This window comes from Draconibacterium sp. IB214405, from assembly GCF_033963885.1.
Classification (GTDB): Bacteria; Bacteroidota; Bacteroidia; order Bacteroidales; family Prolixibacteraceae; genus Draconibacterium.
This window is the reverse complement of record NZ_JAXBMA010000005.1, coordinates 345813-370361: the sequence shown is the minus strand read 5'-3', so window position 1 is coordinate 370361 and position 24549 is coordinate 345813. Positions and strand designations below refer to the sequence as shown.

At 40.2% G+C, this 24549-nt stretch carries 20 protein-coding genes and 1 tRNA gene; 8 read left to right on the top strand and 13 right to left on the bottom strand.

What is annotated here, in order from left to right; translation table 11 throughout:
* Nucleotides 1-363: 363 nt before the first annotated feature.
* Together SLH46_RS18990 and SLH46_RS18985 are read right to left on the bottom strand one after the other, a co-directional pair.
* Nucleotides 364-449: transfer RNA gene (locus SLH46_RS18990), tRNA-Leu, on the bottom strand.
* A gap of 94 nt (nt 450-543) precedes the next feature.
* The gene (locus SLH46_RS18985; RefSeq protein ID WP_320282801.1) at nt 544-873 is read right to left on the bottom strand and encodes a hypothetical protein; all 330 of its coding nucleotides are present in this window, start codon (nt 871-873) and stop codon (nt 544-546) included.
* Between the two features lie 185 nt (nt 874-1058).
* Here SLH46_RS18985 and purL point away from each other — a divergent pair, with 185 nt between their 5' ends.
* From purL to SLH46_RS18970, 3 genes are all read left to right on the top strand, one after another.
* Nucleotides 1059-4748, top strand: coding sequence for a phosphoribosylformylglycinamidine synthase (purL, locus tag SLH46_RS18980; RefSeq protein WP_320282800.1), 3690 nt, complete (start codon nt 1059-1061; stop codon nt 4746-4748).
* 177 nt (nt 4749-4925) lie between these two features.
* On the top strand, nt 4926-5483 hold the full coding sequence (locus SLH46_RS18975; RefSeq protein ID WP_320282799.1) for a flavodoxin family protein: 558 nt from the start codon (nt 4926-4928) through the stop codon (nt 5481-5483).
* A complete protein-coding gene (locus SLH46_RS18970) occupies nt 5464-6123 on the top strand; it encodes an NAD(P)H-dependent oxidoreductase (RefSeq protein WP_320282798.1) in 660 nt (219 codons plus the stop codon). The genes SLH46_RS18975 and SLH46_RS18970 overlap by 20 nt, the downstream gene beginning before the upstream one ends.
* Here SLH46_RS18970 and SLH46_RS18965 read toward each other — a convergent pair.
* Nucleotides 6116-6664, bottom strand: coding sequence for a DJ-1 family glyoxalase III (locus SLH46_RS18965; protein ID WP_320282797.1), 549 nt, complete (start codon nt 6662-6664; stop codon nt 6116-6118). The genes SLH46_RS18970 and SLH46_RS18965 overlap by 8 nt on opposite strands.
* A gap of 79 nt (nt 6665-6743) precedes the next feature.
* A complete protein-coding gene (locus tag SLH46_RS18960; RefSeq protein WP_320282796.1) occupies nt 6744-7253 on the bottom strand; it encodes an RNA polymerase sigma factor in 510 nt (169 codons plus the stop codon).
* Between the two features lie 313 nt (nt 7254-7566).
* On the opposite strand from SLH46_RS18960, the gene SLH46_RS18955 reads away from it, so the two are divergent.
* Nucleotides 7567-9663: a TonB-dependent receptor plug domain-containing protein gene (locus tag SLH46_RS18955; protein WP_320282795.1), complete on the top strand. Its 2097-nt coding sequence runs from the start codon at nt 7567-7569 to the stop codon at nt 9661-9663.
* A 147-nt stretch (nt 9664-9810) separates the two neighbouring features.
* Complete coding sequence (locus SLH46_RS18950) at nt 9811-10233, top strand: DUF5606 family protein (protein ID WP_320282794.1); 423 nt, start codon at nt 9811-9813, stop codon at nt 10231-10233.
* On the opposite strand, the gene SLH46_RS18945 is transcribed toward SLH46_RS18950, so the two are convergent.
* Entirely contained in the window at nt 10230-10769 is a 540-nt protein-coding gene (locus SLH46_RS18945; RefSeq protein WP_320282793.1) for a 3'-5' exonuclease, read from the bottom strand. The two genes, SLH46_RS18950 and SLH46_RS18945, sit on opposite strands and share 4 nt — an antisense overlap.
* Nucleotides 10770-10928: 159 nt before the next feature.
* Here SLH46_RS18945 and SLH46_RS18940 point away from each other — a divergent pair, with 159 nt between their 5' ends.
* Together SLH46_RS18940 and argS are read left to right on the top strand one after the other, a co-directional pair.
* On the top strand, nt 10929-12227 hold the full coding sequence (locus tag SLH46_RS18940; RefSeq protein ID WP_320282792.1) for an OmpA family protein: 1299 nt from the start codon (nt 10929-10931) through the stop codon (nt 12225-12227).
* Nucleotides 12228-12331: 104 nt separating this feature from the next.
* Entirely contained in the window at nt 12332-14122 is a 1791-nt protein-coding gene (argS, locus tag SLH46_RS18935; RefSeq protein ID WP_320282791.1) for an arginine--tRNA ligase, read from the top strand.
* 219 nt (nt 14123-14341) lie between these two features.
* Here the strand turns inward: argS and SLH46_RS18930 are convergent, their stop codons facing one another.
* The 8 genes from SLH46_RS18930 to SLH46_RS18895 form a co-directional block, all read right to left on the bottom strand.
* Entirely contained in the window at nt 14342-14980 is a 639-nt protein-coding gene (locus SLH46_RS18930; RefSeq protein WP_320282790.1) for an MOSC domain-containing protein, read from the bottom strand.
* A gap of 116 nt (nt 14981-15096) precedes the next feature.
* Nucleotides 15097-15831 carry a TerB family tellurite resistance protein gene (locus tag SLH46_RS18925; protein ID WP_320282789.1) on the bottom strand — a complete coding sequence of 245 codons (735 nt, stop codon included), beginning with the start codon at nt 15829-15831 and terminating at the stop codon, nt 15097-15099.
* Nucleotides 15815-16414 (bottom strand): dephospho-CoA kinase, encoded by a 600-nt coding sequence (gene coaE, locus SLH46_RS18920; protein WP_320282788.1) that lies wholly within the window; start codon nt 16412-16414, stop codon nt 15815-15817. Before coaE ends, SLH46_RS18925 begins: the two co-directional genes overlap by 17 nt.
* Before the next feature lie 3 nt (nt 16415-16417).
* Entirely contained in the window at nt 16418-17407 is a 990-nt protein-coding gene (locus SLH46_RS18915) for a CdaR family protein (RefSeq protein ID WP_320282787.1), read from the bottom strand.
* 253 nt (nt 17408-17660) lie between these two features.
* Nucleotides 17661-18578 (bottom strand): DUF4249 domain-containing protein, encoded by a 918-nt coding sequence (locus SLH46_RS18910; RefSeq protein WP_320282786.1) that lies wholly within the window; start codon nt 18576-18578, stop codon nt 17661-17663.
* A gap of 5 nt (nt 18579-18583) precedes the next feature.
* Nucleotides 18584-20932: a TonB-dependent receptor gene (locus SLH46_RS18905; protein WP_320282785.1), complete on the bottom strand. Its 2349-nt coding sequence runs from the start codon at nt 20930-20932 to the stop codon at nt 18584-18586.
* A gap of 224 nt (nt 20933-21156) precedes the next feature.
* A complete protein-coding gene (locus SLH46_RS18900; RefSeq protein ID WP_320282784.1) occupies nt 21157-22326 on the bottom strand; it encodes a T9SS type A sorting domain-containing protein in 1170 nt (389 codons plus the stop codon).
* A 208-nt stretch (nt 22327-22534) separates the two neighbouring features.
* Complete coding sequence (locus SLH46_RS18895; RefSeq protein WP_320282783.1) at nt 22535-23557, bottom strand: LacI family DNA-binding transcriptional regulator; 1023 nt, start codon at nt 23555-23557, stop codon at nt 22535-22537.
* Between the two features lie 123 nt (nt 23558-23680).
* Here SLH46_RS18895 and kduI point away from each other — a divergent pair, with 123 nt between their 5' ends.
* On the top strand, nt 23681-24523 hold the full coding sequence (kduI, locus tag SLH46_RS18890; protein WP_320282782.1) for a 5-dehydro-4-deoxy-D-glucuronate isomerase: 843 nt from the start codon (nt 23681-23683) through the stop codon (nt 24521-24523).
* Nucleotides 24524-24549: the final 26 nt, after the last annotated feature.

Below are 24549 nucleotides of genomic sequence, written 5' to 3'. Positions count from 1 at the left end.
AAATTAAGAAAACCATCTCTTAATTTTTATACCAACGTGTCCAAATTAGGCTGAAGATTTACAGTACTCTCATAATTACTTTCTTTTTTAAAAGTTTGTTTATGGTTCCGTTTAATGCTTAAAATTACCGTTTAAAGATCAAAATGAACACAGCAAATGACATCAAAAAGAACCAGATAAAATGCTAAAAATCAAATAATTATAGAGTTATTTGCAACCGTGATTTGCTTGTTTTGGCTATGGTTGCAAAATGGTTGCCTCAAATAGGTGTATTTTTGCCATTTTCTGGCATTTTTCCAAAAATAAAAAGCGCCTAAATCCCTGAATTTAAGCGCTTTTTGTTGTTGTTTGTTTTCAACGTTGTGCCCAGAACAAGACTCGAACTTGCACGGGAAAATTCTCCCACAAGGCCCTCAACCTTGCGTGTCTACCAATTCCACCACCTGGGCAATTATTTTTTTTGAACGTGCCTGCAAAACTATAAAATTTATTGAAACCTGATAAGGACTATCTATTTTTTTGCATTACAGCGTTATGTATAATTCAATTGTTTTTTTCGTAGAGTTCTTCCAGTTCTACATTTGTTATTACGTTGTCAACAACAGTTACTGTGTAATGCGATGTTTTTTGTACCCGAGGCGTAACCATCGGATCAAGCGTAAGTTTATGTTGGCTGATTTCGGTGCTTTTCAGCATCTCAATTTTTTCAAAAATATAAATATCGCCGCTTTCCTTGTTAAAAACAGTTTTGGCCGGACCAAATTCTGCTTGTATAGCCGACAACGGTTGCCCAACATATGTTTTTTGAAGTTTCTGTTGCGAACCGCACGATACCAAAATCACTAACGCGACGATAAAAAATAAAACTCTCATGTACTAAAATTTTGTCCAAAGAAAACCAGAAAAAATGAAATCCGCCGTCTTTTAATCCTATTTAACGTTTTTGGTGTTAAAAAACTGTTGTCTTATTGTTACAACATAGTCAACATGCCAATTAATATTTTTTATCTTTGCAGCGTGTTTTACAACATGTTCTTAAATTAATAGTTCGCTGCAACATGATTCAATTCTTTAAAACTCAAAGTAACAGTATTATCGCAGTTTATTCTGCACAGCCATTAGGCGACGAAAACACCGAAAAACTGGTATGGTTATTTTCGGGGGCCGAAAGTTTAAAACCTCAAAAAATGGACGGTTGGTTTGTAGGTCCGCGTAAGGAAATGCTTACGCCATGGAGTACAAATGCCGTTGAAATCACCCAAAATATGGGTATTGAAGGAATCCGCCGTATGGAGGAATTTTTCGAGGTAGAAAACGAAAAAGCAAAGTTCGATCCAATGCTTCAGGCCATTTACAATGGGCTTGATCAGCAAATCTTTGCGATCGACAAAGAACCCGATCCGATTTTGAATATTGAAGATATTGCAGCTTACAACGAACAGGAAGGGTTGGCTTTAAGCGACGACGAGATTCAATACCTGAATGGTGTGTCGAAAGAAATGGGACGCCCGCTTACCGATGGTGAGGTTTACGGTTTTGCCCAGGTGAACTCGGAACACTGTCGTCACAAAATATTTAACGGAACCTTCATTATCGATGGAAAAGAAATGGAATCGTCGTTATTCCAGATGATTAAAAAGACATCGCAGGAGCATCCGAATAAAATTGTTTCGGCATACAAAGACAACTGTTCTTTTGTACAAGGACCGGTTGTTGAGCAGTTTGCACCAAAAACACAAGATAAACCCGACTTTTTTGAAGTAAAAGATATAGAAACGGTTCTTTCACTAAAGGCCGAAACACATAACTTTCCAACAACTGTTGAGCCGTTTAACGGTGCTGCAACCGGAACAGGTGGCGAGATTCGCGACCGTATTGCAGGTGGAAAAGGGGCTTTGCCAATTGCCGGAACAGCAGTTTACATGACTTCTTATCCTAGAACCGAATCGATGCGCTCGTGGGAGCAGGCAACCGAAGAACGTGATTGGTTGTACCAAACTCCAGAAGAAATTCTGATTAAAGCATCGAACGGTGCCAGCGATTTTGGTAACAAATTCGGACAGCCGTTAATTACAGGTTCGTTACTTACTTTCGAGCATTTCGAAAACTTCGTTAAGTACGGTTACGATAAAGTAATTATGCTTGCCGGTGGTATCGGTTTCGGAAACAAAAAAGACAGCCTGAAAGACGATCCTGAAAAAGGTGATAAAGTAGTATTGCTTGGTGGTGATAACTACCGCATTGGAATGGGCGGTGGCGCTGTTTCGTCGGTAGCAACCGGTGAGTTTGAAAATGCCATCGAGTTAAATGCTGTTCAGCGTGCCAACCCTGAAATGCAGAAAAGAGCTTACAACGCCATTCGTGCCCTGAGTGAAGCTGAAAATAATCCGATCGTATCGATTCACGACCACGGAGCAGGTGGTCACCTGAACTGTTTGTCGGAACTGGTTGAAACTACCGGAGGAAAGATTGATACCTCGAAATTGCCTGTTGGCGATCCAACGCTTTCGCAGAAAGAAATTATTGGTAACGAGTCGCAGGAGAGAATGGGACTGGTTATGAAACCGGAGCATGTTGAATTGCTTCGTAAAATTGCTGATCGCGAACGTGCACCGATCTACGAAATTGGTGAAACTACGGGCGACATGCAGTTTACTTTCGAGAACTCAACAACCGGCGAAAAATCGATCGATTGGCAGTTGGGATACATGTTCGGAAATCCTCCGAAAACAATCATGGAAGATGAAACCATCGTTCCTGAGTTTGACGAATTAGAATACAACTGGGAAGAAATTTACGACCTGGTTGAGCAAACTATACAGCTGGAATCGGTTGCAAGTAAAGACTGGTTGACCAACAAAGTTGACCGCTCGGTAACCGGACGAATTGCAAAACAGCAATGTGCCGGCGAATTGCAATTGCCATTAAATAACTGCGGTGTAATTACACTCGATTACCAGGGAAAAGCAGGTTTTGCAACTGCAATCGGTAATGCACCGGTAGCAGCTCTTGTTGATGCAGAAAAAGGTTCGGTACTTTCAATAGCCGAATCGTTGACAAATATTATCTGGGCACCAATGCCTGATAAAATCAAAAGTGTATCGTTGAGTGCCAACTGGATGTGGCCGGCAAAAAATCCGGGAGAAAATGCCCGTATTTACAACGCAGTAAAAGCAGCCAGCGACTTTGCCTGCGCTTTGGGAATCAACATTCCGACAGGTAAAGACTCTATGTCGATGACACAGAAATACAAAGACGATGTAGTGTTGGCACCGGGAACGGTAATCATCTCATCGTCGGGCGAAGTTACCGATGTGAAAAAAGTAGTTGAGCCGGTATTGGTGAACGACGAAAGCAAAGAGATTCTTTACATCGACTTGTCGTTTATGGAACGTGCGTTGGGCGGAAGTGCTTTTGCACAGTCGATCAATAAACTGGGGAAAGTTGCTCCAACAGTTGCCGATCCTGCAAAATTTGTAACCGCATTTAATAAAGTTCAGGATCTTATCGAACAAGAACTGATCCTTGCCGGACACGATGTGGCTTCGGGCGGTTTGATCACTGCGTTGCTTGAAATGTGTTTCGCCAATGTAAAAGGCGGTATGAAAATCGATGTTACTGCTTTCGAAGAAGAGGATCTTGCAAAAATATTATTGGCTGAGAATCCTGGAATTGTTATTCAGTGTGCTGATAACGATGAGGTGAAAAAGCAACTGACTGAGGCAGGAGTTGACTTTCTGTCGTTAGGTTTCCCTGTTCCTTACCGCAAAGTAAGAGTAGTGAACCGCACGGTTGAAGCCGATTTCGATATCAATACATTGCGCGATTTGTGGTTTAAAACTTCGTATTTGTTAGACCGCAAACAAAGTGGAGAAGAAAAAGCGTTGGAGCGCTACCAGAATTATAAAAACCAGGCTTTAAAATTCGATTTTAAAGATTTCACTGGAAAAGCTGCCGACTTGGGCATCGATCTGAAACGTCGTACTGCATCGGGTGTTAAAGCCGCCATTATCCGTGAGAAAGGTGTAAACGGCGACCGCGAAATGGCGTATGCCATGTATCTGGCAGGAATGGATGTGAAAGATGTTCACATGACCGACCTGATTGCAGGACGCGAAACACTGGAAGATGTGAATATGATCGTTTTCGTAGGTGGTTTCTCTAATTCCGATGTACTGGGTTCGGCAAAAGGTTGGGCCGGGGCATTCAAATTCAACGAAACAGCACGTGTTGCACTCGAGAAATTCTATCAACGAGAAGATACGCTGAGTTTAGGTGTTTGTAACGGTTGCCAGGTAATGGTTGAGTTAGGCGTTGTTTACCCGGAGCACAGCATTCAGCCAAAAATGTTGCACAACGAATCGGGCAAATTCGAGTCATCGTTCCTGAATGTTGATATCCAGGACAACAAATCGGTGATGCTTGAGAATATGGCGGGCATGAAACTGGGAATCTGGGTGGCACATGGTGAAGGTAAGTTCTACCTGCCGTTTAACGAAGACCAGTACAACATTCCGATGAAATACAGCAACGAAGGTTATCCGGGTAATCCAAACGGATCGCACTTTAACGCTGCGTCGTTGTGTTCTGATAGTGGTCGTCACCTGGTAATGATGCCTCACCTGGAGCGTGCATTCAAACCGCACCTTTGGGCAAATTATCCTGCCGATCGTGTAAAAGATGAGGTTGCACCTTGGATTCAGGCATTTGTAAATGCTAAAAACTGGATTGAGGAAAAAACGAAATAGCATAAACTTTATTTTAGATACAAAGCTGCAACTCATTTTGAGTTTGCAGCTTTTTTTTTGAGCAAGTTTTTTTGTGGATACTAAATGGTGTTTGACGACCTAAAATCCATATTCAACCGAAAAAATTTTTGATTTCTGTTCAACTAGATGGAACTTTGTACAAAATTCCAATTCGTCATGGAAAAGAAAATCGTAATTCTGAACGGAGATCCTGAAAAAGATTCCACCCCGATTAATAATGAAGTTCAGAAACTGGCAGAATACCTTTTAGCCGAAGGAGCAGAAACCTATGTTTTTAATATTCGGGAACTGGAAGTGAAACATTGTGTAGGATGTTTTGATTGTTGGTTGAAAAGTCCCGGAATCTGCCGTTTTAATGATGATGTTGAAACGGTGCTTCGGGAAATTATCAAGGCTGACCTGCTGATTTTTGCATCGCCACTTATTATGGGGATGTACTCCGCACTTTTAAAACGATTTCAGGATCGAATGATACCAATTATACATCCTTATCTGGAAATCGTGAACAATGAATGTCATCACAAAAAAAGGTACGCTTCATACCCGGATTTGGGTTTTATTTATTGTGCGAACGACGCAAATGAGGAAGAAATTGAGAATATTAAGTTTATCCATAAAAGAATTGCTCTGAACATCCATGCAGAATTACTGCTATTTGAATCTGTAGAACAAAATATCCTGAAAGAAATGAGTCATGAAATTAGCCATTTTTAACGGATCGCCACGAGGAAAAACATCCAATACCAACAAGCTGCTCAACCATTTTCAGAATGGTTTTTTGAAAGCCGGAGGTGTAATCGAGATCATGGAATATTTAATTATGGAAAAGCATCTTGATAATCAGGTGCAGCATTTTAAAGAGGCTGAGAATATTTTGCTTGCTTTTCCCTTATATGTCGACTCTGCTCCGGGAGTGGTGAAGCAATTTATTGAAGCAATCGGCAATTTCGACGGTTCCGGAAAGCGGATATATTTTTTCATCCATTCAGGATTTCCTGAAGCGATTCATTCCCAAGGACTGTTACGGTACCTTGAATTTCTTGTAAAAAGATGGAATATAAACTACGGAGGAACAATTTTAAAGCCCGGTACGGAACAAATACGAATGCGGCCCGAAAAGAAAAATGAAAAGCTATTTAAGGATTTTGAAAAGCTGGGTAGCCACCTGGCGGAGAACGGTGAGTTAGAGAAAGAGATCTTGAATAAATTTAAACAGCCTTATGTGTTTTCAAAACGAGCGCTTCCAATTGTCCGCCTGCTAATGAAATTGGGTGTAATTGATAGTGCCTGGAATAAAATAATGAAAGAAAATCGGGTTCTTGATCGTTGTTTTGATACGCCGCTTCTTAGCTAACGATCATCTTTTTTGCCAGATCGTCAGCGATTTCTTTGCCTTTAAACTTCTCCACAATCTTCAATGCAAATTTGATGGCAACCCCGGCACCTTTTCCGGTGATTATGTTTTCTGCTTTTTCCACAGCCTCGCCGGTAATAATAGCTCCGTGCAGTTCATCTTCAAATCCGGGATAGCAAGTTGCCTGTTTTTCCTTTAGTAAACCCAGGTTCCCGAAAACCATCGGAGCTGCACAGATAGCGGCCAGTGGCTTTTTGATATCATCAAAATTTAAGATTTGCTCGCGCAGACCACTGTGTGCTTTTAAATTAGCTGAACCTTGCATTCCTCCCGGAAGCACTATCATATCAATGTTATCGTAATCAAGCTCTTCAAACAGTATGTCGGCTTTTACGGTAATTTCGTGTGCTCCGTTTACTTCCATTGATTTGTTCATGGACACAACCGTAACGTCAAATTCGGCACGGCGAAGTACATCAATAATACTTATGGCTTCAATTTCTTCAAATCCTTCGGCTAAATGAACTGCAATTTTCTTCATGGTACTATTTATTTCTTCAAAAATAAAAAAAGGCCTTCAAAAATTGAAGACCTTTAAAACCAATACATGTTCTCTATTATTAATTTTCTGAATATTCGTTTAATGCCTTTTCAAGCTTCTTGCGAGTGAAGAAAATACGGCTTTTTACGGTACCTAATGGTAAATCAAGTTGTTCAGCAATTTCTTTGTATTTGTATCCATCTAAAAACATTCTGAAAGGAACACGATATTCATCTTCTAAAGCATTAATGCTTTTGTTTATTTCTTTCGAGCTGTAAAATGAATCAGGTGCAGGATATACCTTGTCTTTCGAAAACATCAGATGGAAATCGTTGTTCGAACCATCAAAAGTGTTCTTTGTTTTCACATTTCTACGGTAATCATTAATGAAGGTGTTCTTCATAATGGTGTAAATCCATGCCTTAAAATTCGTGTTCTGAGTAAACTTATCACGGTAAGTTAATGCCTTAAGGAAAGTCTCTTGTAACAGATCGTCAGCCCTTTCCGAGTCAGCAGTTAAACTAAGTGCATAGTAATGCAATTTATCACTCAAGCCGAGTAATGCGTTATTAAATTGAATCTGAGTCATGGCGTCTTATTTTTAATTTGTCTAAACAAATTTAAGGCAATCGCATCCCTTTTTGCAAATAAAACCTGATATATATCAGTTGATTCTATCTATGCAGGATAAAGATTTTCTATTGTGGTAACGCGTTGATTGGTTAAAGGTTACGAAAACCATTGTTAAGTCTGTGTTTCCATAGTAATAAGGCGTGTCGGGCTTAAACAATTTCACGTCTCAAAGTGTATATTTGTTGTTCGAATTTGCGGCAGGATAAGTCGATAAAAATAAATCAAGCGTTTTATAATATCCTGTCTGCTAAAATTCAATTAGAATCAAAATGAAAAATTTAAAGTTTAATCATGATGCGCAATCTGTTTTAACTTTCAGAAAGTGGGGAAGGAAGAACTATTCTTCTTTTCTAACTGTCAGGAAACAAGTTGTCATTTCAGTATTGTCGGTGGTGTATTTCCTTTCAACACCGGTAATTACAATGGCTACTGTTCAGGACACTTCTGAAGTTAAAATGGAGTACGACCTTGATGAGATCGAGGTTAGTGCGCAACGAACACCTGCACTGTATTCGCAGGTTGCACGGATAATTTCCGTGATTGAGAGTAAAGAAATTGAGGCGGCGCCGGCTCAGAGTGTTCAGGACCTGTTAGAGTATGTTGCAGCTATCGACGTACGGCAACGGGGAACTGAAGGAGTACAGGCGGACGTTAGTGTTCGCGGTGGTACTTTCGACCAAACGTTAATCCTGCTTAACGGCATCAACATCACCGACCCGCAAACCGGCCATCACAATTTAAATCTTCCTGTTAGTTTAGCCCAAATCGAGCGAATCGAAATTCTCGAAGGACCGGCTGCACGTGTTTACGGACCAAACGCTTTTTCGGGGGCTATTAATATTGTAACGCGTCAGTCTGCCAAATCCGAAATCTCTGCTGCTCTTTCGGGTGGAAGCTTTGGGTATTTCAATGGAAATCTTTCGGGCTCGTTTTCAACGGGGAAATTGCTACATATGTTAGCTTTTAACGGAAAACGATCGGACGGTTACACCAATAATACCGATTTTGATGAGCTGAACGGTTTTTATTCCAATCAGTTGAATACCGAAAAAGGTGTGTTGAAATTTCAGTTGGGCTTATCTGAAAAAGGATTTGGAGCGAACAGCTTTTACACACCGAAGTATCCGAACCAGTACGAAGCCACAAAAACATTGTTCACCTCGCTGAAATGGGAAGGAAACGGGCCGTTGCACCTCACTCCGGTAGTTTATTACAGGCGACATCACGATCGGTTTGAATTGTATCGAACCGATAAATATGCTTTAACGGACGATGGTTACAACGTTTGGAAAAACGACACGCTGCCGGGTTGGTACGGCGGACACAATTATCATATGACGAATGTGTATGGAGCCAATCTGAACTCGTGGGTAAAATGGGCTGCCGGAAAAACTGCTTTTGGTATTGAATTCCGTCGTGAGCAGATATATAGTAATACGCTTGGATTGGATATGGACGAGCCAAAGGACGTGCCGGGAGAAGATGAACAGTTCACCAAATCGGATGACCGGAATACGGTTTCCGGATTTTTGGAGCATGCCTATTATATAAATGACTGGACGTTTACAGCCGGACTGATGGCGAATTACATTTCGGGAAGCGATTTGGGATTAAATATCTTTCCGGGAATCGATGTAAGTTATAATGTGTCGGACGCAGTTAAATTGTACTCCAGCTACAATACATCGTTGAGAATGCCAACTTTTACGGATTTGTATTACGATGGTCCGTCGAATATTGGTAATCCCGATTTAAAACCTGAAAAATCGGCGACTTTAGAAGGTGGTTTAAAACTTCGTTCGAAACTGGTTCGCGGACACGCAGTTATTTTTTATCGCCACGGAAAAGATATAATCGATTGGGTAAAAGAAGCCCCGACTTCGGAAATTTGGCAACCGCAAAACCTGACTGAAATTAATAACCTGGGAACTGAGCTTCAGGCGCAGTTTTTATTGCGAAATGAGTTGGGGAACCGCTATCCGAATGTTCAAATAAGTTACCTATATAATAATTTAGAAAAAGGGGATGCCGATTTTGTGTCGAATTATGCATTGGATAACCTTAAACAAAAGCTGGTTGGTTCGATTAGCGAGCAGCTGGCGAAAGGTTTAACACTGGATTTGCGTTTTGTTTTCCAGGACCGTGAAGGAAGCTACACCTGGTTTGAAAATAAATTACCCGTTGGCGAAGTTGCCTACGATTCGTTTTGGATTTTTGACGGAAAGCTAAATTATCAGCGAAAACAATTCACAATATTTGCTTCTGTCAATAATATTTTCGATAAACAGTATAACGATATTGGCAATGTTATTCAACCGGGCCGTTGGTTTAAAACCGGCGTTATTTACAAAATCGGATTTAATTAAATTGTTTTAACGCTTGATTTAAGTTCCTAAAAACTAATAAAATGAGCCGGGAGTTTGTCGTTTTGGACGGGCTCCCGGCTTTTATGTTAATACCATCCGTTTTCCGAAATCTACAAAAATTGTATCTTCGCCGAAAATTAGATAGTCATGTTAAAAGGGGTATTAGCAATTTCAGGACATTCGGGACTGTTTAAAATGGTTGCCGAAAGTAAAAACAGCATTATTGTTGAATCGTTAGACACAAAAAAACGTATGCCGGTTTATTCAACTGCAAAGGTATCGGCGTTGGAAGATATAGCCATCTACACCTACGAAGGGGATGTGCCGTTGAAAGATGTTTTTAAAGCTATTTCTGAAGCTGAAGATGGTGGTGCAGCAATTTCGCACAAGGCATCAGGAAATGAGTTAAAGTCATATCTGGAAAAAGTATTGCCTGATTACGATCAGGATCGTGTATATGTTTCTGATATTAAGAAAGTATTGCAGTGGTACAATGCTTTGCAGGAAAAAGATATGCTCGATTTCACAGAAACAGAAGAAGACGAAACAACAGAAGAAAAGGCGGATTAAAACAACCTGTAGTTGTTTACCGCTTTGGGATTCTGAAGCGATTCGCTTTTCTCGATAAGAATATTGAAAAGTCTTGCAGTGGCCAGTGCATCGCCAGCAGCGCGGTGCCGGCCGTTGATCTCTATCCCCAGTTCAGCACATAATTTCCCAAGTGAATAAGATCGGTGTCCCGGCAGCAGCTTGCGTGCCAGTTTAACCGTACACATCGTTTTACGATTGTATTCGTAACCCAAACGCGCATATTCTTCTTTTATGAACTTATAGTCGAAACTCGCATTGTGTGCAACAAATGTTCGGCCCATCGTCATTTCCACAATTTTTTTGGCAACTTGGTAGAATTTTGGGGCGGTACTAACCATATTATTGTCGATTCCTGTTAACTCAGTTATAAAAAATGGGATATCCATTTCCGGATTTATCAGCGTAGAATAAGAGTCGGTAACCTCCTGTCCGTTGTGTTGGTAGATAGCTATTTCGGTAATTTTACCGTTTTTATAGCTCTGACCGGTTGTTTCTATATCAATTATTGAAAACAAAATGTTTAATATTTTGAATTAATTGGTCTTAAATATTTAAATTTGTTAAAAAATATTTTTAAGCATGAAATTAAGACCTCTAACTTTTTTTGATTCGTGGGAATTAATTTCTAAATTGCCCATAGAATTCAACAAACAACAAAAAATAAATTCAAAACTATGAAAAAATTTACTCTTTTTCTTTTTGCGCTTGTTCTGACTTTCGGAGTTGCCATAGGACAGACTTCGGAGAACAAGTGGGCTCTTGGTCTGGGACCAGGTATTGATTATAATCTGGAAAATGAGAATACCGGTATCTTGGCTGATTTCTATATTAGTCGTTATTTAAGCCCGCGATTTGACCTGATGCTTGATAACAGGTTGTCATTTGATGATCCGGGTGTAGACGTATTCAACACATTATTAAATCTTCGTTTGAAGCTTTATAATGAGGACATGGCCGTTCAGCCATATTTATTTGCTGGTCCGGGTATGATGTGGGATAACATGGAATCTGGTGTTAACTTTGATGCAGGTGCCGGTCTGAAGTTTCCTGTAAGTCCAAAAACAGCTTTGTTCGTTTCTGCTTCGTATGTTAAAGGTATTGACGGAACACGTGAAGTAAGTGGAATGGGTGCTGATGTTACTGATGACCATATTATGGTGACCAGTATTTTGGAATTCTCTCTTGGTAAAGCAAAAGACGAGGATGGTGACGGTGTTAGCGACAGAAAAGACGAATGTCCTGGTACACCTCCGGGAGTACAAGTTGATGAAAAAGGTTGTCCTATTGACACTGATGGCGACGGAGTTCCTGATTACAAAGACGATTGTCCGAATGAGCCTGGAACAGCTGCCTTAAATGGTTGCCCAGATAAAGATGGCGACGGAATTGCTGATAAAGATGATGAGTGTCCTGATACTCCTGGATTGGCTAAATTCAATGGATGTCCTGATACTGATGAAGACGGTGTTCCTGATCCAAAAGACAAATGTCCTGACACTCCTAAAGGATGTCCTGTTGACGCAGACGGTTGTCCGCTTGATTCAGACGGCGACGGTGTAATCGATTGTGAAGACGATTGTCCATCACAAGCTGGTCCTGCAAGTAACAAAGGTTGTCCAGACTGGAGCGAAATTTCAATTCCTACTATTTACTTCGATTTCGATAGCGACAATCTGAAACCAGAAGCTACTGCCGAATTGGATAAATTAGCTGATCAATTGAATGCAGCTAAAGAATACGACATTGTAATTGGTGGTCACACTTGTAACATTGGTACCGACTCTTACAATATGACACTTTCTGAAAAACGTGCTCAGGCTGTAGTTAAGTACTTACTGAAAAAAGGTGTTAACAACGCTTACGTAGGTTCAAACAACTATGGTGAAAGCAAACCTGCTGTTCCAAATACGACTATTTCGAACAAACAGAAAAACCGTAGAGCAGAATTTGAAGTAGCAAAAATTCGCAAGTAATTATTAATTAAATATTTGGGAAAAGCTCTGTCAATCGACAGGGCTTTTCTTATTTATGGCTGTAATGTATTATCTTTGCGGTCTTAAAATTTAGAAGCTTAATTATGAGTATTGAAAGTTTAGTTCAGAAAGGAACCGTTGAGGCAATAAAGTCGTTATACGGTGCAGATTTACCGGAAAACCAGGTACAGGTACAGAATACCCGTAAAGATTTCGACGGCGATATAACCGTTGTGGTTTTTCCTTTTTTACGATACTCAAAAAAATCACCTGAGCAAACTGCCGAAGATCTTGGAAAATATCTGGTTGAGAATGTTGAAACAGTAGAAAGTTTTAATGTAATCAAAGGATTTCTGAACCTGGTAATCAGCGAAAGTTACTGGTTGGATATTCTTAAAAACAGCTTTTCGAATGATTCCTTTGGATTTAAACCGGCCACCGACGACAGTGAATTGGTGATGGTTGAATATTCGTCGCCAAATACCAATAAACCACTTCACCTTGGGCACATTAGAAACAATCTCTTAGGATTTTCTATTTCTGAGATATTAAAAGCCAATGGTAAAAAAGTGGTAATGACCAACATTGTTAACGACCGTGGTATTCATATCTGTAAATCGATGTATGCATGGCAACAGTGGGGAAATGGAGAAACTCCTGAAAGCACTGGGATGAAAGGCGACCACCTCGTTGGAAAATACTATGTTGAATTTGATAAACATTTTAAAGCCGAAATAGCAGAACTTGTTGAAAAAGGCGTTTCAAAAGAGGATGCAGAAAACCAGGCACCGTCAATTATTGCAGCCCGCGAATTGTTGAGAAAGTGGGAAGCTAAAGACGAGGAAACAGTTGAGCTTTGGAAGATGATGAACAACTGGGTGTATGCAGGTTTTGATGTAACTTATAAAACACTTGGCGTTGGTTTCGATAAGATATACTACGAATCGGATACCTACCTTATTGGAAAAGAGGAAGTATTGAGAGGATTGGCTGAAGGTACCTTTACAAAACGCGAAGATAACTCAGTTTGGGCAGATCTAACCGGTGAAGGACTCGACCATAAAATTCTGTTGCGTAGCGATGGTACTTCGGTTTATATGACCCAGGATATCGGTACCGCCAAAATGCGTTTCAATGATTATTCGATTGATAAAATGGTTTATGTGGTGGGTAACGAGCAAAACTACCACTTTCAGGTACTGGCCATTTTATTGGATAAACTTGGATTTAGCTGGGGGAAAGATTTGTACCATTTCTCTTATGGGATGGTTGAATTGCCATCAGGTAAAATGAAATCGCGTGAAGGAACTGTTGTTGATGCCGACGATTTGGTTGAAAACATGGTAGAAGTAGCTCGCGAAATGTCGGCTGAGTTGGGAAAACTTGATTCATTAACTGGTGACGATGCAGAGAATACCTTTAAAATGATTGCACTTGGCGCATTGAAATACTTTATCCTGAAAGTTGATCCACGAAAAAATATGATGTTTAACCCGGAAGAATCAATCGATTTTAACGGAAATACGGGACCTTTTATCCAATATACCTATGCACGTATTAAATCGGTGCTTCGTAAAGCTGCTGATCAGAATATTATCATCAATGAAGAAGTAACTGTTGAGGCACTTTCTACAAAAGAAAAAGATTTGCTGAAACGTATTTCGTTGTTCCCTTCGGTAATTGAAGAAGCAGGTGAGAACTACAGCCCTGCAATTATTGCGAATTACTGTTACGAGCTGGTAAAAGAATTCAACCAGTTTTATCACGATCATTCAATACTTGGTGAAACAGACGTAAGTGTAAAAAATTTCCGTTTAGTATTGGCATCGGCTGTGGGGCAGGTGGTGAAAAACGGAATGAGTTTGTTGGGTGTTGAAATGCCTGAAAGAATGTAAAATCAAAAGAAGGAAATAAAAAAGGAGGCCATCTTCAAAGCCTCCTTAATGTCTTTTGCAATTTGATGTTGCACTTCTGATTTAATGGTTGAAAAGAGGTTTGCACTTCCTTCCTTGTCCACTTATATATTCGGAAAAAAGGGGAAAGGTAACCTCGATTTTTTTAGATATATTACTATTTAAAACTGTTCTAATTGAAACTGTCTGGTAAATAGAATTTTATAAAAATTCACTCCAACGTTTTATTAAATCACGTTTACAGCTTTCGGCAATGAAAGGATCGTCGATTGCTTTTTGTACATTCTGATCGAATTCATCGGAGTATAGCAGCGTAAATACTTCGTAAATAGAAAGCGACTGTTTTTTCTCCAAAAGTTCCATGGAATCGCCGGGATTTACTTTACCTGGTTCCAAAACTCTTACATAAACACCGGAGAAACCGGAGTCAACAAACTGTCGTACAATTTCATTGTTATTAAAGCGGAACTGTAATTTAAAACATGGTTGGCGGGGTTGTGTTACCTGTACGACAGCTTCTCCAATTTTGTATGTGTCGCCAATGTTTGTTTCTTTTTCATTCAAACCGTCCACTGTCAGGTTTTCTCCAAACATTCCCCATGGCATTTCCAGGCCGGGGTACAAATCCTGCCAGAATTTATAGTTCTCGGAGGAATAGAGATAACAGGCTTTATCAATACCTCCGTGGTATCTTCTGTCCATCACATTATCGTACTTTACATCTTCTTTGCCAAGAAATATTCCCTTTTCAACACCAAATTTGAATAAGCCGGTTGGTACTTCTTTTCCTTTCCAATTAATTGTGCGGGCTTCAGCAATATTTGTTGAGATGATTTTCATCGTGTTGTCATTTCGATCCGTCAGTTGACGGAGAGATATCTGTATTCAATTAGCAGCAAAGTAACAGATCTTTCAGTCATTCTTCCTTCAAGATGACAATGAGAACTGTAAACTGCTTAAGCAATTTTCCGTTCCTTTTTAATGTTCTCGTAAGCCTGATTTACTTTCTGGAATTTTTCTTTTGCAGCGTTCTGCACATCTTCACCAAGTGTACTTACTTTGTCAGGGTGGTATTTCATGGCCATTTTACGGTAGGCCTTTTTAATGTCTTCGTTACTTGCCGAGCGTTCAACTTCCAGAATTTTATAATCACCATCGGTGTTAGGTACGAACATGGCCTGTATCGATTCAAAATCGGCACCGCTGATGCCCATTTGATTGCAGATATGTGTAATCAGTTTTTGCTCTGAAACATCAACTTCTCCGTCGGCCTGTGCGATTCCAAACAGAAAATGAACCAACTGCAAACGAGCCGAATAGTTCATATTTGCTTTTATCTGGTTACAAACGTCGTTAACCGGGATGGTTTGTTGCAACAGATCGCGTAACATTTTTATGGCTTCCTGAGCAGAATCTTCGCCGAAGTTGTGAACCATAAATTTTTTCACGTAATCAAGTTCCGATTTTAATACCTTTCCATCGGCTTTCATTACTGCGGCTACTAAAACCAGTAAGCTCATTACATACCCACCGGTGGTTGTTCGGCTTGAGTATCCTGATGTTGCTCCGTGTTTTACGGCCTCTTTTCCGCCGTCAACCATTGCACCTACTGTAAATCCTATAATTGCACCCAGCGGGCCTCCAAATGCCCATCCGAGTCCTCCACCAATCCATTTACCAAATTTTCCCATGTTCTTTAAGTTGTTTATCAATTTTAATGATTTGTGGTATAATCAAAGTTTTGTTGTCATTTATTATTTCAAGTGTTGCCAACGGACGTTTTTTATCGTCGTCCCATTGTTTCTGAATTCGCTCCTTCACTGCTTGTTCATCCGAGCCGTCTCGTGATGAAACACGTTGAATTCTCATTTCTTCGGGAGCAGTAACCAATATGGTATAATCCATCATTTTATAAAATCCGCTTTCGAATAATATTGCTGCTTCGTGAATAACGTATGGACTGGTTTGTTTTTCGGCCCAGTATTGAAATTCTTCGCGTACAACGGGATGAATCAGGTTATTCACTTTTTGCAACTCTTCTTCATTAGTGAAAATTATGCCAGCCAGCTTTTTGCGGTCAATTGTGCCATTTTGTGTGTAAATGTCGCTACCGTACCAGTCAATAAGTCCACTTTTTATTTTTTCGTGCGAATTTACCAGTTCTTTCGCCCAAACATCAGCTTCAAAAACCGGGGCACCAATAAGTTTAAAAACCTGACAAATCATCGACTTGCCACTTCCTATTCCTCCGGTAATGCCAATTTTAAGCGCCATGTTTTAATAGGTTTCAATAAGGTATTCAACCGATTCGGGAGTGTAGCGTGTAATTTCCACAAACGTTGGTTTATGCGCAATTTTAACGGGCAAACGACTATCATTATCGTTAATCGACGAATAATCGATTACAGCTCTAAAATCGGCTGAAGAAATATTATCGAACTCGCTTAAACCAACCAAACAGTTCAGCGTAATTTCCGAAGGGAAAAGTTTGATCCTAACATCTGCAGGTTTGTTGACAACCTGTATGGGGAGGCGTAGTTGTTTTTCGGTATATTTTTCAACATCCAGTTGCAACAGAACTTCCTGCGGAACCAGAGTTGTAGTTTCCGGGTGTAGTACTTTTATTTTCCGGCTGGCACTCGCATCCACGTTCTCAAACTCACGTTTTTCGGTAACCAGATATTGAATGGAGTCGACTGTTGATGCCGGGCCGGTAATCTTCACCTCGTTTGGCCTGAGTTTAATTGGATTTTTAAAATTAAACTGCGCTTTAAAATTAACTGTCACATCGGCTTTTACCTTTATTGTTTTGGTCTTTAAGCTGTCGAGCTCTATCCTGATTATATCGGGGCTAACCTGTTGTAGACTTATTTCGTTGCTAATCTGGCTCGAAATTCTACGTTGCAAGGTATTGGTAGGAACCAGGTAAGCACCATTATTTAACTCTACGTTGCGCGTTATATTCGTAAGGTTGAGTACGATTGGTGAGTAGGCAAAACTAAGTTTGTGGCGAAGCAAAGTAAAGCCGTGTGCTTCAACTTTTAAATCGAGTTTTTCGGGTGGTGTATTTGCCAGAAACTGATGGTTTGGAGGCGTTACATAGCGCACCGGGTAGGCAATCGTTGTGGAATAGTCTTTTTCCAATGCGTTTAAAAACCACAAAATAGTTGCAATAAGTAAACAAACTAAAAAAACGACAACACGTTTGTCGTTTTTAAGTTGTTCCACTTTTAAATAGGACGATATTTTTTCAATATTCTTCTTCATTTCGTCGAGTCAACAAAATTAACGAAAAGTAGCAATTAATACCGACAACAAAATTAAGAGAGTGTTTAAAATTTATCCATTTATTCTATTATTTGTCTTTTTTACTACTTCTTCGTTGAAATTTCTTTAAATAGTAATTACTATTCGCATCAATTTCGCCTTGAATTAGTAAAAAATCCGTCATAATATTTCTAAAAGATAAAAATTAAACAGTCTCTGAGCTTGCAAAATTCCTTAAGCAAGCTTCGTTTTTTTAATTATTTGGAATCCCTGAAATCAAAGGTGTATAATTCGTCTCGTCGATTACTACGGTATTTCCAACCGAGATGTCGCGGGCGGAAAATAATCCAAGGATACGTTTTCCATCGCTGGAACTCAAGTTGCTCGGTACATTTGCGGGCGGAACACTAAACGGACTTCCGGCCCACGCCTGATCATTTAATCCCCAGTAAAAATCGTAGACTGCCGATGAAATCGAAAGTTGTTCAACACGAATGGTATCTCCTTCGTGCAATATTTGATCTGCTTCTTCCTCTTCCCAGTCAAGATAGATAAGCATGTCGTAAATGTAGTTTCCATCAACCAGTTCGTCGCTGGCAAAAGCCAGATCCTCTGCGTCGTACAAAAGTTCGTTGTTAATGTAAATATCCCACTTGTAATAATGCCCCAAACCGGGTGTTTCCTGCGAATTAATAAAAATACCAAGGTATTCGTAATCGCCTATGCTACTTAGATTTACCTTAACCGTGTCGAGTGTTTCAACTTGCTGTAAATAGTCTTCTGCAGTAATAACAGTTCCATCAGGAGTTGTTATAGTTAAAGTATATGTTCTTCCCGGTACTCCCGGATAATCAACACCTGCAGGAAGCAAATACACTCCTGTTGAACCTTGTTCTTCCAGTGTTACGGAATTAGGTGATTGTGCATCATCTGTAATTTCAACCAGTGCATTATTAATTACCGGATTTTGTGCCGTCTGATTTACCGGAAGACTACGTTCGAGTTTTACGTAAATGTTGTTTTCTGCTTTTGTATTGATGTAGGCCTCAACGGCAACCAAATCGATATCTTCATCATTTAGATTTACATCAACCACATCTTCGCAGGCTGTAAGTGCAACGATGGCGAAAATGAGGATGATAAATGCTTTTATTATTTGTGCTGTTCTCATGGCTTCTAGAATTTAACGTTATAAGTGATGGATGGGATAGGAGCTCCGATAATCGACAAACGAACAAATTCGGTTTGATTCGGGTTGTCTTCGTTAGCCCGCGGAGTGATAGAATAGGCATTTCGGCGACCATAAACGTTGTATACCGAAACGTTGATCGACTGTTTAAACCGTCGGTTAACATTCTTTTTAAAGTCGTAGGTGAAAGAAAGGTCTAAACGGTTATAATCCGGAATCCGGTTGCTGTTGCGTGCCGAATATTCGAAAACCTGGTTGCCCTGAACATTGTATTTTGCAACGGGATACGAAGTTGGATTTCCGGTGGCATAAACAAAATTTGCGGCAAAATTCCAGCGGTCGTTTAACTGATAACTTGATACCAGCGAAATATCGTGTGTGCGATCATACGACGATGGATACGGATTACCGTTGTTTATACCTTCAACAGTTCGGGTGGTTTTCGACCAGGTATAACCCAGCCAGCCGGTAAGTTTTCCTTCCGATTTTTTCACCAGCATTTCCAAACCTTTTGATTCGCCGCTTCCATGCAGCAATTCGGTTTCAATCGCATCGTTCAGGAATAGTTCTGCGCCCTCTATATAATCAAGCACATTGTGCATGTCTTTGTAATATACTTCAACTGATGTTTCCCACATATTGCGGTGGAAATTTCTAAAATAACCAAACGAAACCTGATCCACTTTAAGCGGTTTTATATAGGTGCTTGATGGTAACCAAATATCAAGTGGAGTAGGCGATTGCGTATTGGAAATTAAGTGCAGGTTTTGCACCATGCGGTTGTACGAGGCCTTTACTGAGCTGTTTCTGTCTACCGTATATTTCATACTTAAACGAGGCTCGAGGTTTAAAAAAGCATCACCAATTTTATCGCCTTTGTCGTAAACAATGGTTTCAATAATTTCTTCTTTATTCAGGTCGTCAGGATTTTCGTAGATATTTACTTCGCCTTTACCAACCTGTTGAAAATGACTTAAACGTACACCATACTGTATTGAAAAACGGTTAGAAATTGTTTGTTCGTTCGAGAGATAGGCCGAACTTTCAATGGCGTTATAGTGCGCGAGATCCAAATCAGAAAACATGGAGTGTTCTCCGTTGGTAGTAATTTTACCGGGTCTGAACTCGTGTCTTATTACGTTGGCTCCAAACTTCACTGTGTTCTGTGGATTTGGAAACCAGGTAAAATCAGCTTTTCCATTGTAGTCTTTTATGCGCGACGACCAATCGAAATTATCCGCTTTATCTCCCGGAACTCCAAGACTATAATCGTAATTGGAGAAAATGGCTGAGATATTCATAAATATCTTATCGCCAAATATGTGATTCCAGCGGGCAGTGGCGGTTGCATTTCCCCAACGCATGTACATGGCTTCTCCCATTTCAAAAACGTCTTCACCCATGTAACCCGAAAGAAAAATCCGGTTGTTGTTATTGATCACCAGGTTCGATTTACCGTTAAGGTCGTAGAAATAAATGGTGTTATCTTCCAGTTCTTCCATTCCGGCTGCTTTACCAAGTACGTCGTAATATGTGCGTCGACCGGCTAGCAGAAAGGTCCATTTGTCTTTTATAATCGGACCTTCCAAAGTTAATCGGCTCGAGAGGTTTCCGATTCCACCATCAAAACCAAACTGTTTTGAGTTTCCGTCTTTTTGGCGGATATCGATAACAGAAGACGCTTTCCCGCCATATTCGGCCGGAATACCACTTTTGTACACCTGAATATCTTTGATGGCATTTGAGTTAAATACCGAGAAAAATCCCATAAGGTGCGAGGCATTGTAAACCGGAGCTTCGTCCAGTATCATCAGGTTTTCGTCGGGACCTCCGCCACGAACGTACAGGCCCGAACTGGCTTCACCACCACTTTGAATACCAGGCAATAATTGTATGGTGCGGATAATATCCACTTCGCCCATAAATGCCGGAAGTTTCTGAATGGTTTTTACAGGAAGTTTGGCCATTCCCATGTCAATACGTTCAACATTGGCATTGGCAGCTTCGCCATGAACGATCACTTCTTCCATAACTTCTGTCTCTTCTGTAAGCGAGAGCGAAATGTTTTGGTTTTCGTTGGCTTCAACCTGTTGTTTTATGGTATGATAACCGATAAAAGAGACCTGAAGCGTATAAGTTCCTTCAGGAATAGTTAGAGAATAAAATCCGTAAGGATTGGATGCAGTGCCCTGTTTTAGTTCTTCAACATAAACCGTTGCACCGATAAGTGCCTCGCCATTGGAGGCATCTCTGAGGTAACCACTTAAGGTAATGTTCTGTGCTTGTACTACAACTCCGAGGGAAAGGAGAAGGAGTAACATCGTCGTTTTCATCATTTTTTGGCTTTTGTTTTAATTGTTTTCTGTTAGGATGTTTGGCTGAACATCCTCATTGTTTCTTAGCTTGTACAAATGTAATACAACTCCAATTTTTAGTTTTATTAAAACGACCAACGTACGAGATCAGTCGATAAACGATGTATTATCAGATTTTTACAAACCTGTCATTAATGACATGAGAAATTTAAAGAAGTTGCAAACTGAAGAAAAATTCAGTGAAATTAATGTTGTATGACAACTTGTTGCGAGTGGGTAAAGGTTTCAGAATTAACCTTTACAAGATAGGTGCCATTTTGCAGATCGTTTACAGGAATTCTTTCACCTCCGTTTTCGGTTTGAACCACTTTTTGCAACTGCCCGGCTAAATTGTAGATGTAAATGATAGCTTGCTGGTTATATTTCAAATCAGTGTGAAAAACCTGGAAATGATCGGATGCAGGATTGGGGTAAATAAATGCTGAGGTGGAAGAAAAATAGTTGGTGAGATCGCGCCAGTCGCGAATACCATTTTGATTTGCATCGGTCAGCATTGCATTGCTGGTGCTCGAATTCTGCCAGTCGTAGCCTTTTACTAAATCGTCAAAGGCATCATCCAAACCATCTCTGTCAATGTCTGAATGTGTAAGCTGAATAGCATAATCGAATGCTTCAACCATGTCGGCTCTGCCGTCGTTATCCGCATCCTTGTCTATCAGGTCTGGAATTCCATCATCGTCGGTGTCCACCGGATCGTAACATACTCCTCCCATTTCAGGATCATAAGCATCATCCCAGCCATTCTTATTAGCATCAATACGTAAAGGTGCAATGTAGTTGTGCTCTTCCTGCCATTCGATATTATCAGTAATTCCATCGTTGTCACTGTCGATATCGAAATTATTCGGAATCCCGTCGCCATCCGAGTCTAAGTTCATCCCATCAAGGTAGTCGGGAATTCCGTCGTTGTCGTTATCCATGTCATCCGAATTTGACACTTCATCAAAATCCTGGTTTTTTGTGATCAGGATAAATACATTGCCAATTGCTTTGTACTCGTTTTCAGTAAGTTCTTTGATGTAATAATCGAAACTGATGGTGCCTTCGTAGTTGGAAGGTAATGTCAACCTGAAATTCCCGTCCTTATTCATTAATAAATAGGCCTCCCGTGGCGAAGCAGCAAAATAGATTTCAATTTTGTCGCCATTGGGATCGTAGTCGTTAACAAGCACGTTGCCCGTTAATACCAGATCGTTTTTGGCAACATGAATAAAAGTATCGTTTTGTGCCACTGGCGGATCGCTCCATCCATTTTCCGATGTAGTGCGGTTTGATGCTCCTTGTGCATGTATAAGACCAAATATAAACAGAACAAGGAGGACTCCCGAATTCCTTATTTTTACCCGTGATTTCAATTGAGTTTGTCTTCTACAAACTTAGGAATACAGGAGCGATATGTCTTAATCTAAAATGCTGAAAACAAAGGTGTATAGCATTGTTTCGAAAGGGCTGTTTTGCCTAGTTTTGATAAGCAATACTGTAATTGTGCTGAGGTATTTGGTAAACTGAAGTTCGAAATTGCCTATTTGGTAAAATAAAACTTTTTATGTGAAACGCACAGGGCTATTTTGTTTTCGATGAATTTCGAATAACCAGCTCTGTTTTCATGGTAATTGTTTCGAATGTGGTCGGTTTTGTTTTACTATTTATTTGTTTAATCAGGAGTTCGGCCGCCTTTTGTCCCATTTCAAACCCGGGTTGTTTAACTGTTGTAATCGATGGCGTTACCAGTTCGCTAAACGGTTCGTTACTAAAACCCACGATCGCAATTTCTTCAGGTACATTTATTCTTTTTTCGTTTAAATAGATTATTGTACTTAACGCAGTAGTGTCGTTGGCGCAAAAAATGGCATCGGGTCGTTCTTTTAAATTCACAATCTTTTTTATGGCACGGAGTCCGTCCTCGCGGGTAAGACTATTATGCAGAATCAGCTGATCGTCAATTGGTAAATCCGCATCTTTTAAAGCCTGTCGGTAACCTTCTTCACGTCTTGTATAGATTTTTAAATTCAGCGGTCCGCCAATGTGTGCAATTCGTTTTCTTCCTTGTGTAATAAGATGTTGCGTTGCCCGGTATGCGCCGCCAAAGTCGTCGACTACAATTTTATGCGATGGAATTTCGTCAACAACACGGTCGAAAAAAACAAGCGGAATGTTTCTTTCCGAAAACAGTTTCAGGTGATCATACGACTGGGTTTCCATTCCAATCGACAAAATAAGTCCATCCACCCGGTTGGAATAAAAAGTGTGTGCAATAGTACTTTCTTTTTCAAGATTATCGTTCGATTGCGAGATGGTAACCGCAAAACCCTGTTTGTAAGCAACATCTTCGATTCCCGAAATTACCGACGAAAAGAAGTGACGATTGATCAACGGAACAATTACTCCAATGGTATTTGTACGCTTGGTGCGCAAATTGGCCGCCATGACATTAGGACGGTAGCCCATTTCTTCAGCGGCTTTTTTTATTTTTTTACGCGTTGCTTCGCTAATCAACGGATTATCTTTTAAAGCGCGCGAAACAGTGGAGGCTGAAATATTTAGCTTCTTCGCAATGTCGTGTATGGTAATTTCTGGTTTTTGCACCTTCTGTGTATTATTTAACAACAAAGTTAAGAATATTTTTTAATCAATGCAATCGATTGCATTTTGTGTTTTTCTTCTTACATTTGTTGAACGAAATCGTTTAAGAATAAAAAATTACATACTATGGCAACAATTTATGAAAGAAGGTATGCTTATCATCCTGAGGATTTTAAGAAATACGATACAGAAAAGATTAGAAAAGAGTTTTTGGTAGAAAACCTGATGGAAGCAGGTAACGTTCGAATGGTGTATTCATCGATTGAGCGTTACATTGTTGGAGGTGCTGTTCCAACAATCGAAGAACTTCCGCTGGAAACCATCGATCCGTTAAAAGCCGACTATTTCTGCGAACGTCGCGAAGTTGGAGTAATGAATGTTGGCGGTGCCGGAACTGTTGTAGTTGACGGTACCGAGTACAAAATGAATTACAAAGATGCCCTGTATATTGGTCGCGGCAGTAAAGCTGTGACTTTTAAATCGGACGACGAAACAAAACCTGCGCACTTCTATTTTAACTCGGCACCGGCACACAAAGCATATCCTACAAAACAAGTTACGCTGGCCGATGCCAATGTGCTGCATTTGGGAAGCCTCGAAACTTCGAACGAAAGAAATATCAACCAGTTAATGATTAACACGGTTGTTGATACCTGTCAATTGCAAATGGGAATGACAGAATTAAAACCGGGAAGCGTTTGGAATACTATGCCCGCACACCAGCACACTCGCCGAAACGAGGTTTATTTCTATTTTGAAGTGCCAGAAGATCAGGCGGTATGTCATTTTATGGGCGAGCCACAGGAAACACGTCACCTTTGGATGAAGAACGAACAAGCTGTTATTTCACCTGAGTGGTCGATTCACTCTGCTGCAGGAACTTCAAACTATATTTTCATTTGGGGAATGGCAGGAGAAAACCTTGACTATACCGATATGGATGTGATTCAGCCTCGCGAATTGAGATAAAAAACGCTAAAAAATCAATTAACAAT

Coding starts and splice junctions, on each gene's coding strand:
- SLH46_RS18960 (WP_320282796.1), bottom strand. CDS start 7,253: ATGACTCAGATTCAATTTAATAACGCATTACTCGGCTTGAGTGATAAA.
- SLH46_RS18965 (WP_320282797.1), bottom strand. CDS start 6,664: ATGAAGAAAATTGCAGTTCATTTAGCCGAAGGATTTGAAGAAATTGAA.
- SLH46_RS18950 (WP_320282794.1), top strand. CDS start 9,811: ATGTTAAAAGGGGTATTAGCAATTTCAGGACATTCGGGACTGTTTAAA.
- SLH46_RS18985 (WP_320282801.1), bottom strand. CDS start 873: ATGAGAGTTTTATTTTTTATCGTCGCGTTAGTGATTTTGGTATCGTGC.
- SLH46_RS18910 (WP_320282786.1), bottom strand. CDS start 18,578: ATGAGAACAGCACAAATAATAAAAGCATTTATCATCCTCATTTTCGCC.
- SLH46_RS18905 (WP_320282785.1), bottom strand. CDS start 20,932: ATGATGAAAACGACGATGTTACTCCTTCTCCTTTCCCTCGGAGTTGTA.
- SLH46_RS18925 (WP_320282789.1), bottom strand. CDS start 15,831: ATGGGAAAATTTGGTAAATGGATTGGTGGAGGACTCGGATGGGCATTT.
- SLH46_RS18975 (WP_320282799.1), top strand. CDS start 4,926: ATGGAAAAGAAAATCGTAATTCTGAACGGAGATCCTGAAAAAGATTCC.
- kduI (WP_320282782.1), top strand. CDS start 23,681: ATGGCAACAATTTATGAAAGAAGGTATGCTTATCATCCTGAGGATTTT.
- SLH46_RS18970 (WP_320282798.1), top strand. CDS start 5,464: ATGAAATTAGCCATTTTTAACGGATCGCCACGAGGAAAAACATCCAAT.
- argS (WP_320282791.1), top strand. CDS start 12,332: ATGAGTATTGAAAGTTTAGTTCAGAAAGGAACCGTTGAGGCAATAAAG.
- SLH46_RS18930 (WP_320282790.1), bottom strand. CDS start 14,980: ATGAAAATCATCTCAACAAATATTGCTGAAGCCCGCACAATTAATTGG.
- coaE (WP_320282788.1), bottom strand. CDS start 16,414: ATGGCGCTTAAAATTGGCATTACCGGAGGAATAGGAAGTGGCAAGTCG.
- SLH46_RS18955 (WP_320282795.1), top strand. CDS start 7,567: ATGAAAAATTTAAAGTTTAATCATGATGCGCAATCTGTTTTAACTTTC.
- purL (WP_320282800.1), top strand. CDS start 1,059: ATGATTCAATTCTTTAAAACTCAAAGTAACAGTATTATCGCAGTTTAT.
- SLH46_RS18915 (WP_320282787.1), bottom strand. CDS start 17,407: ATGAAGAAGAATATTGAAAAAATATCGTCCTATTTAAAAGTGGAACAA.
- SLH46_RS18940 (WP_320282792.1), top strand. CDS start 10,929: ATGAAAAAATTTACTCTTTTTCTTTTTGCGCTTGTTCTGACTTTCGGA.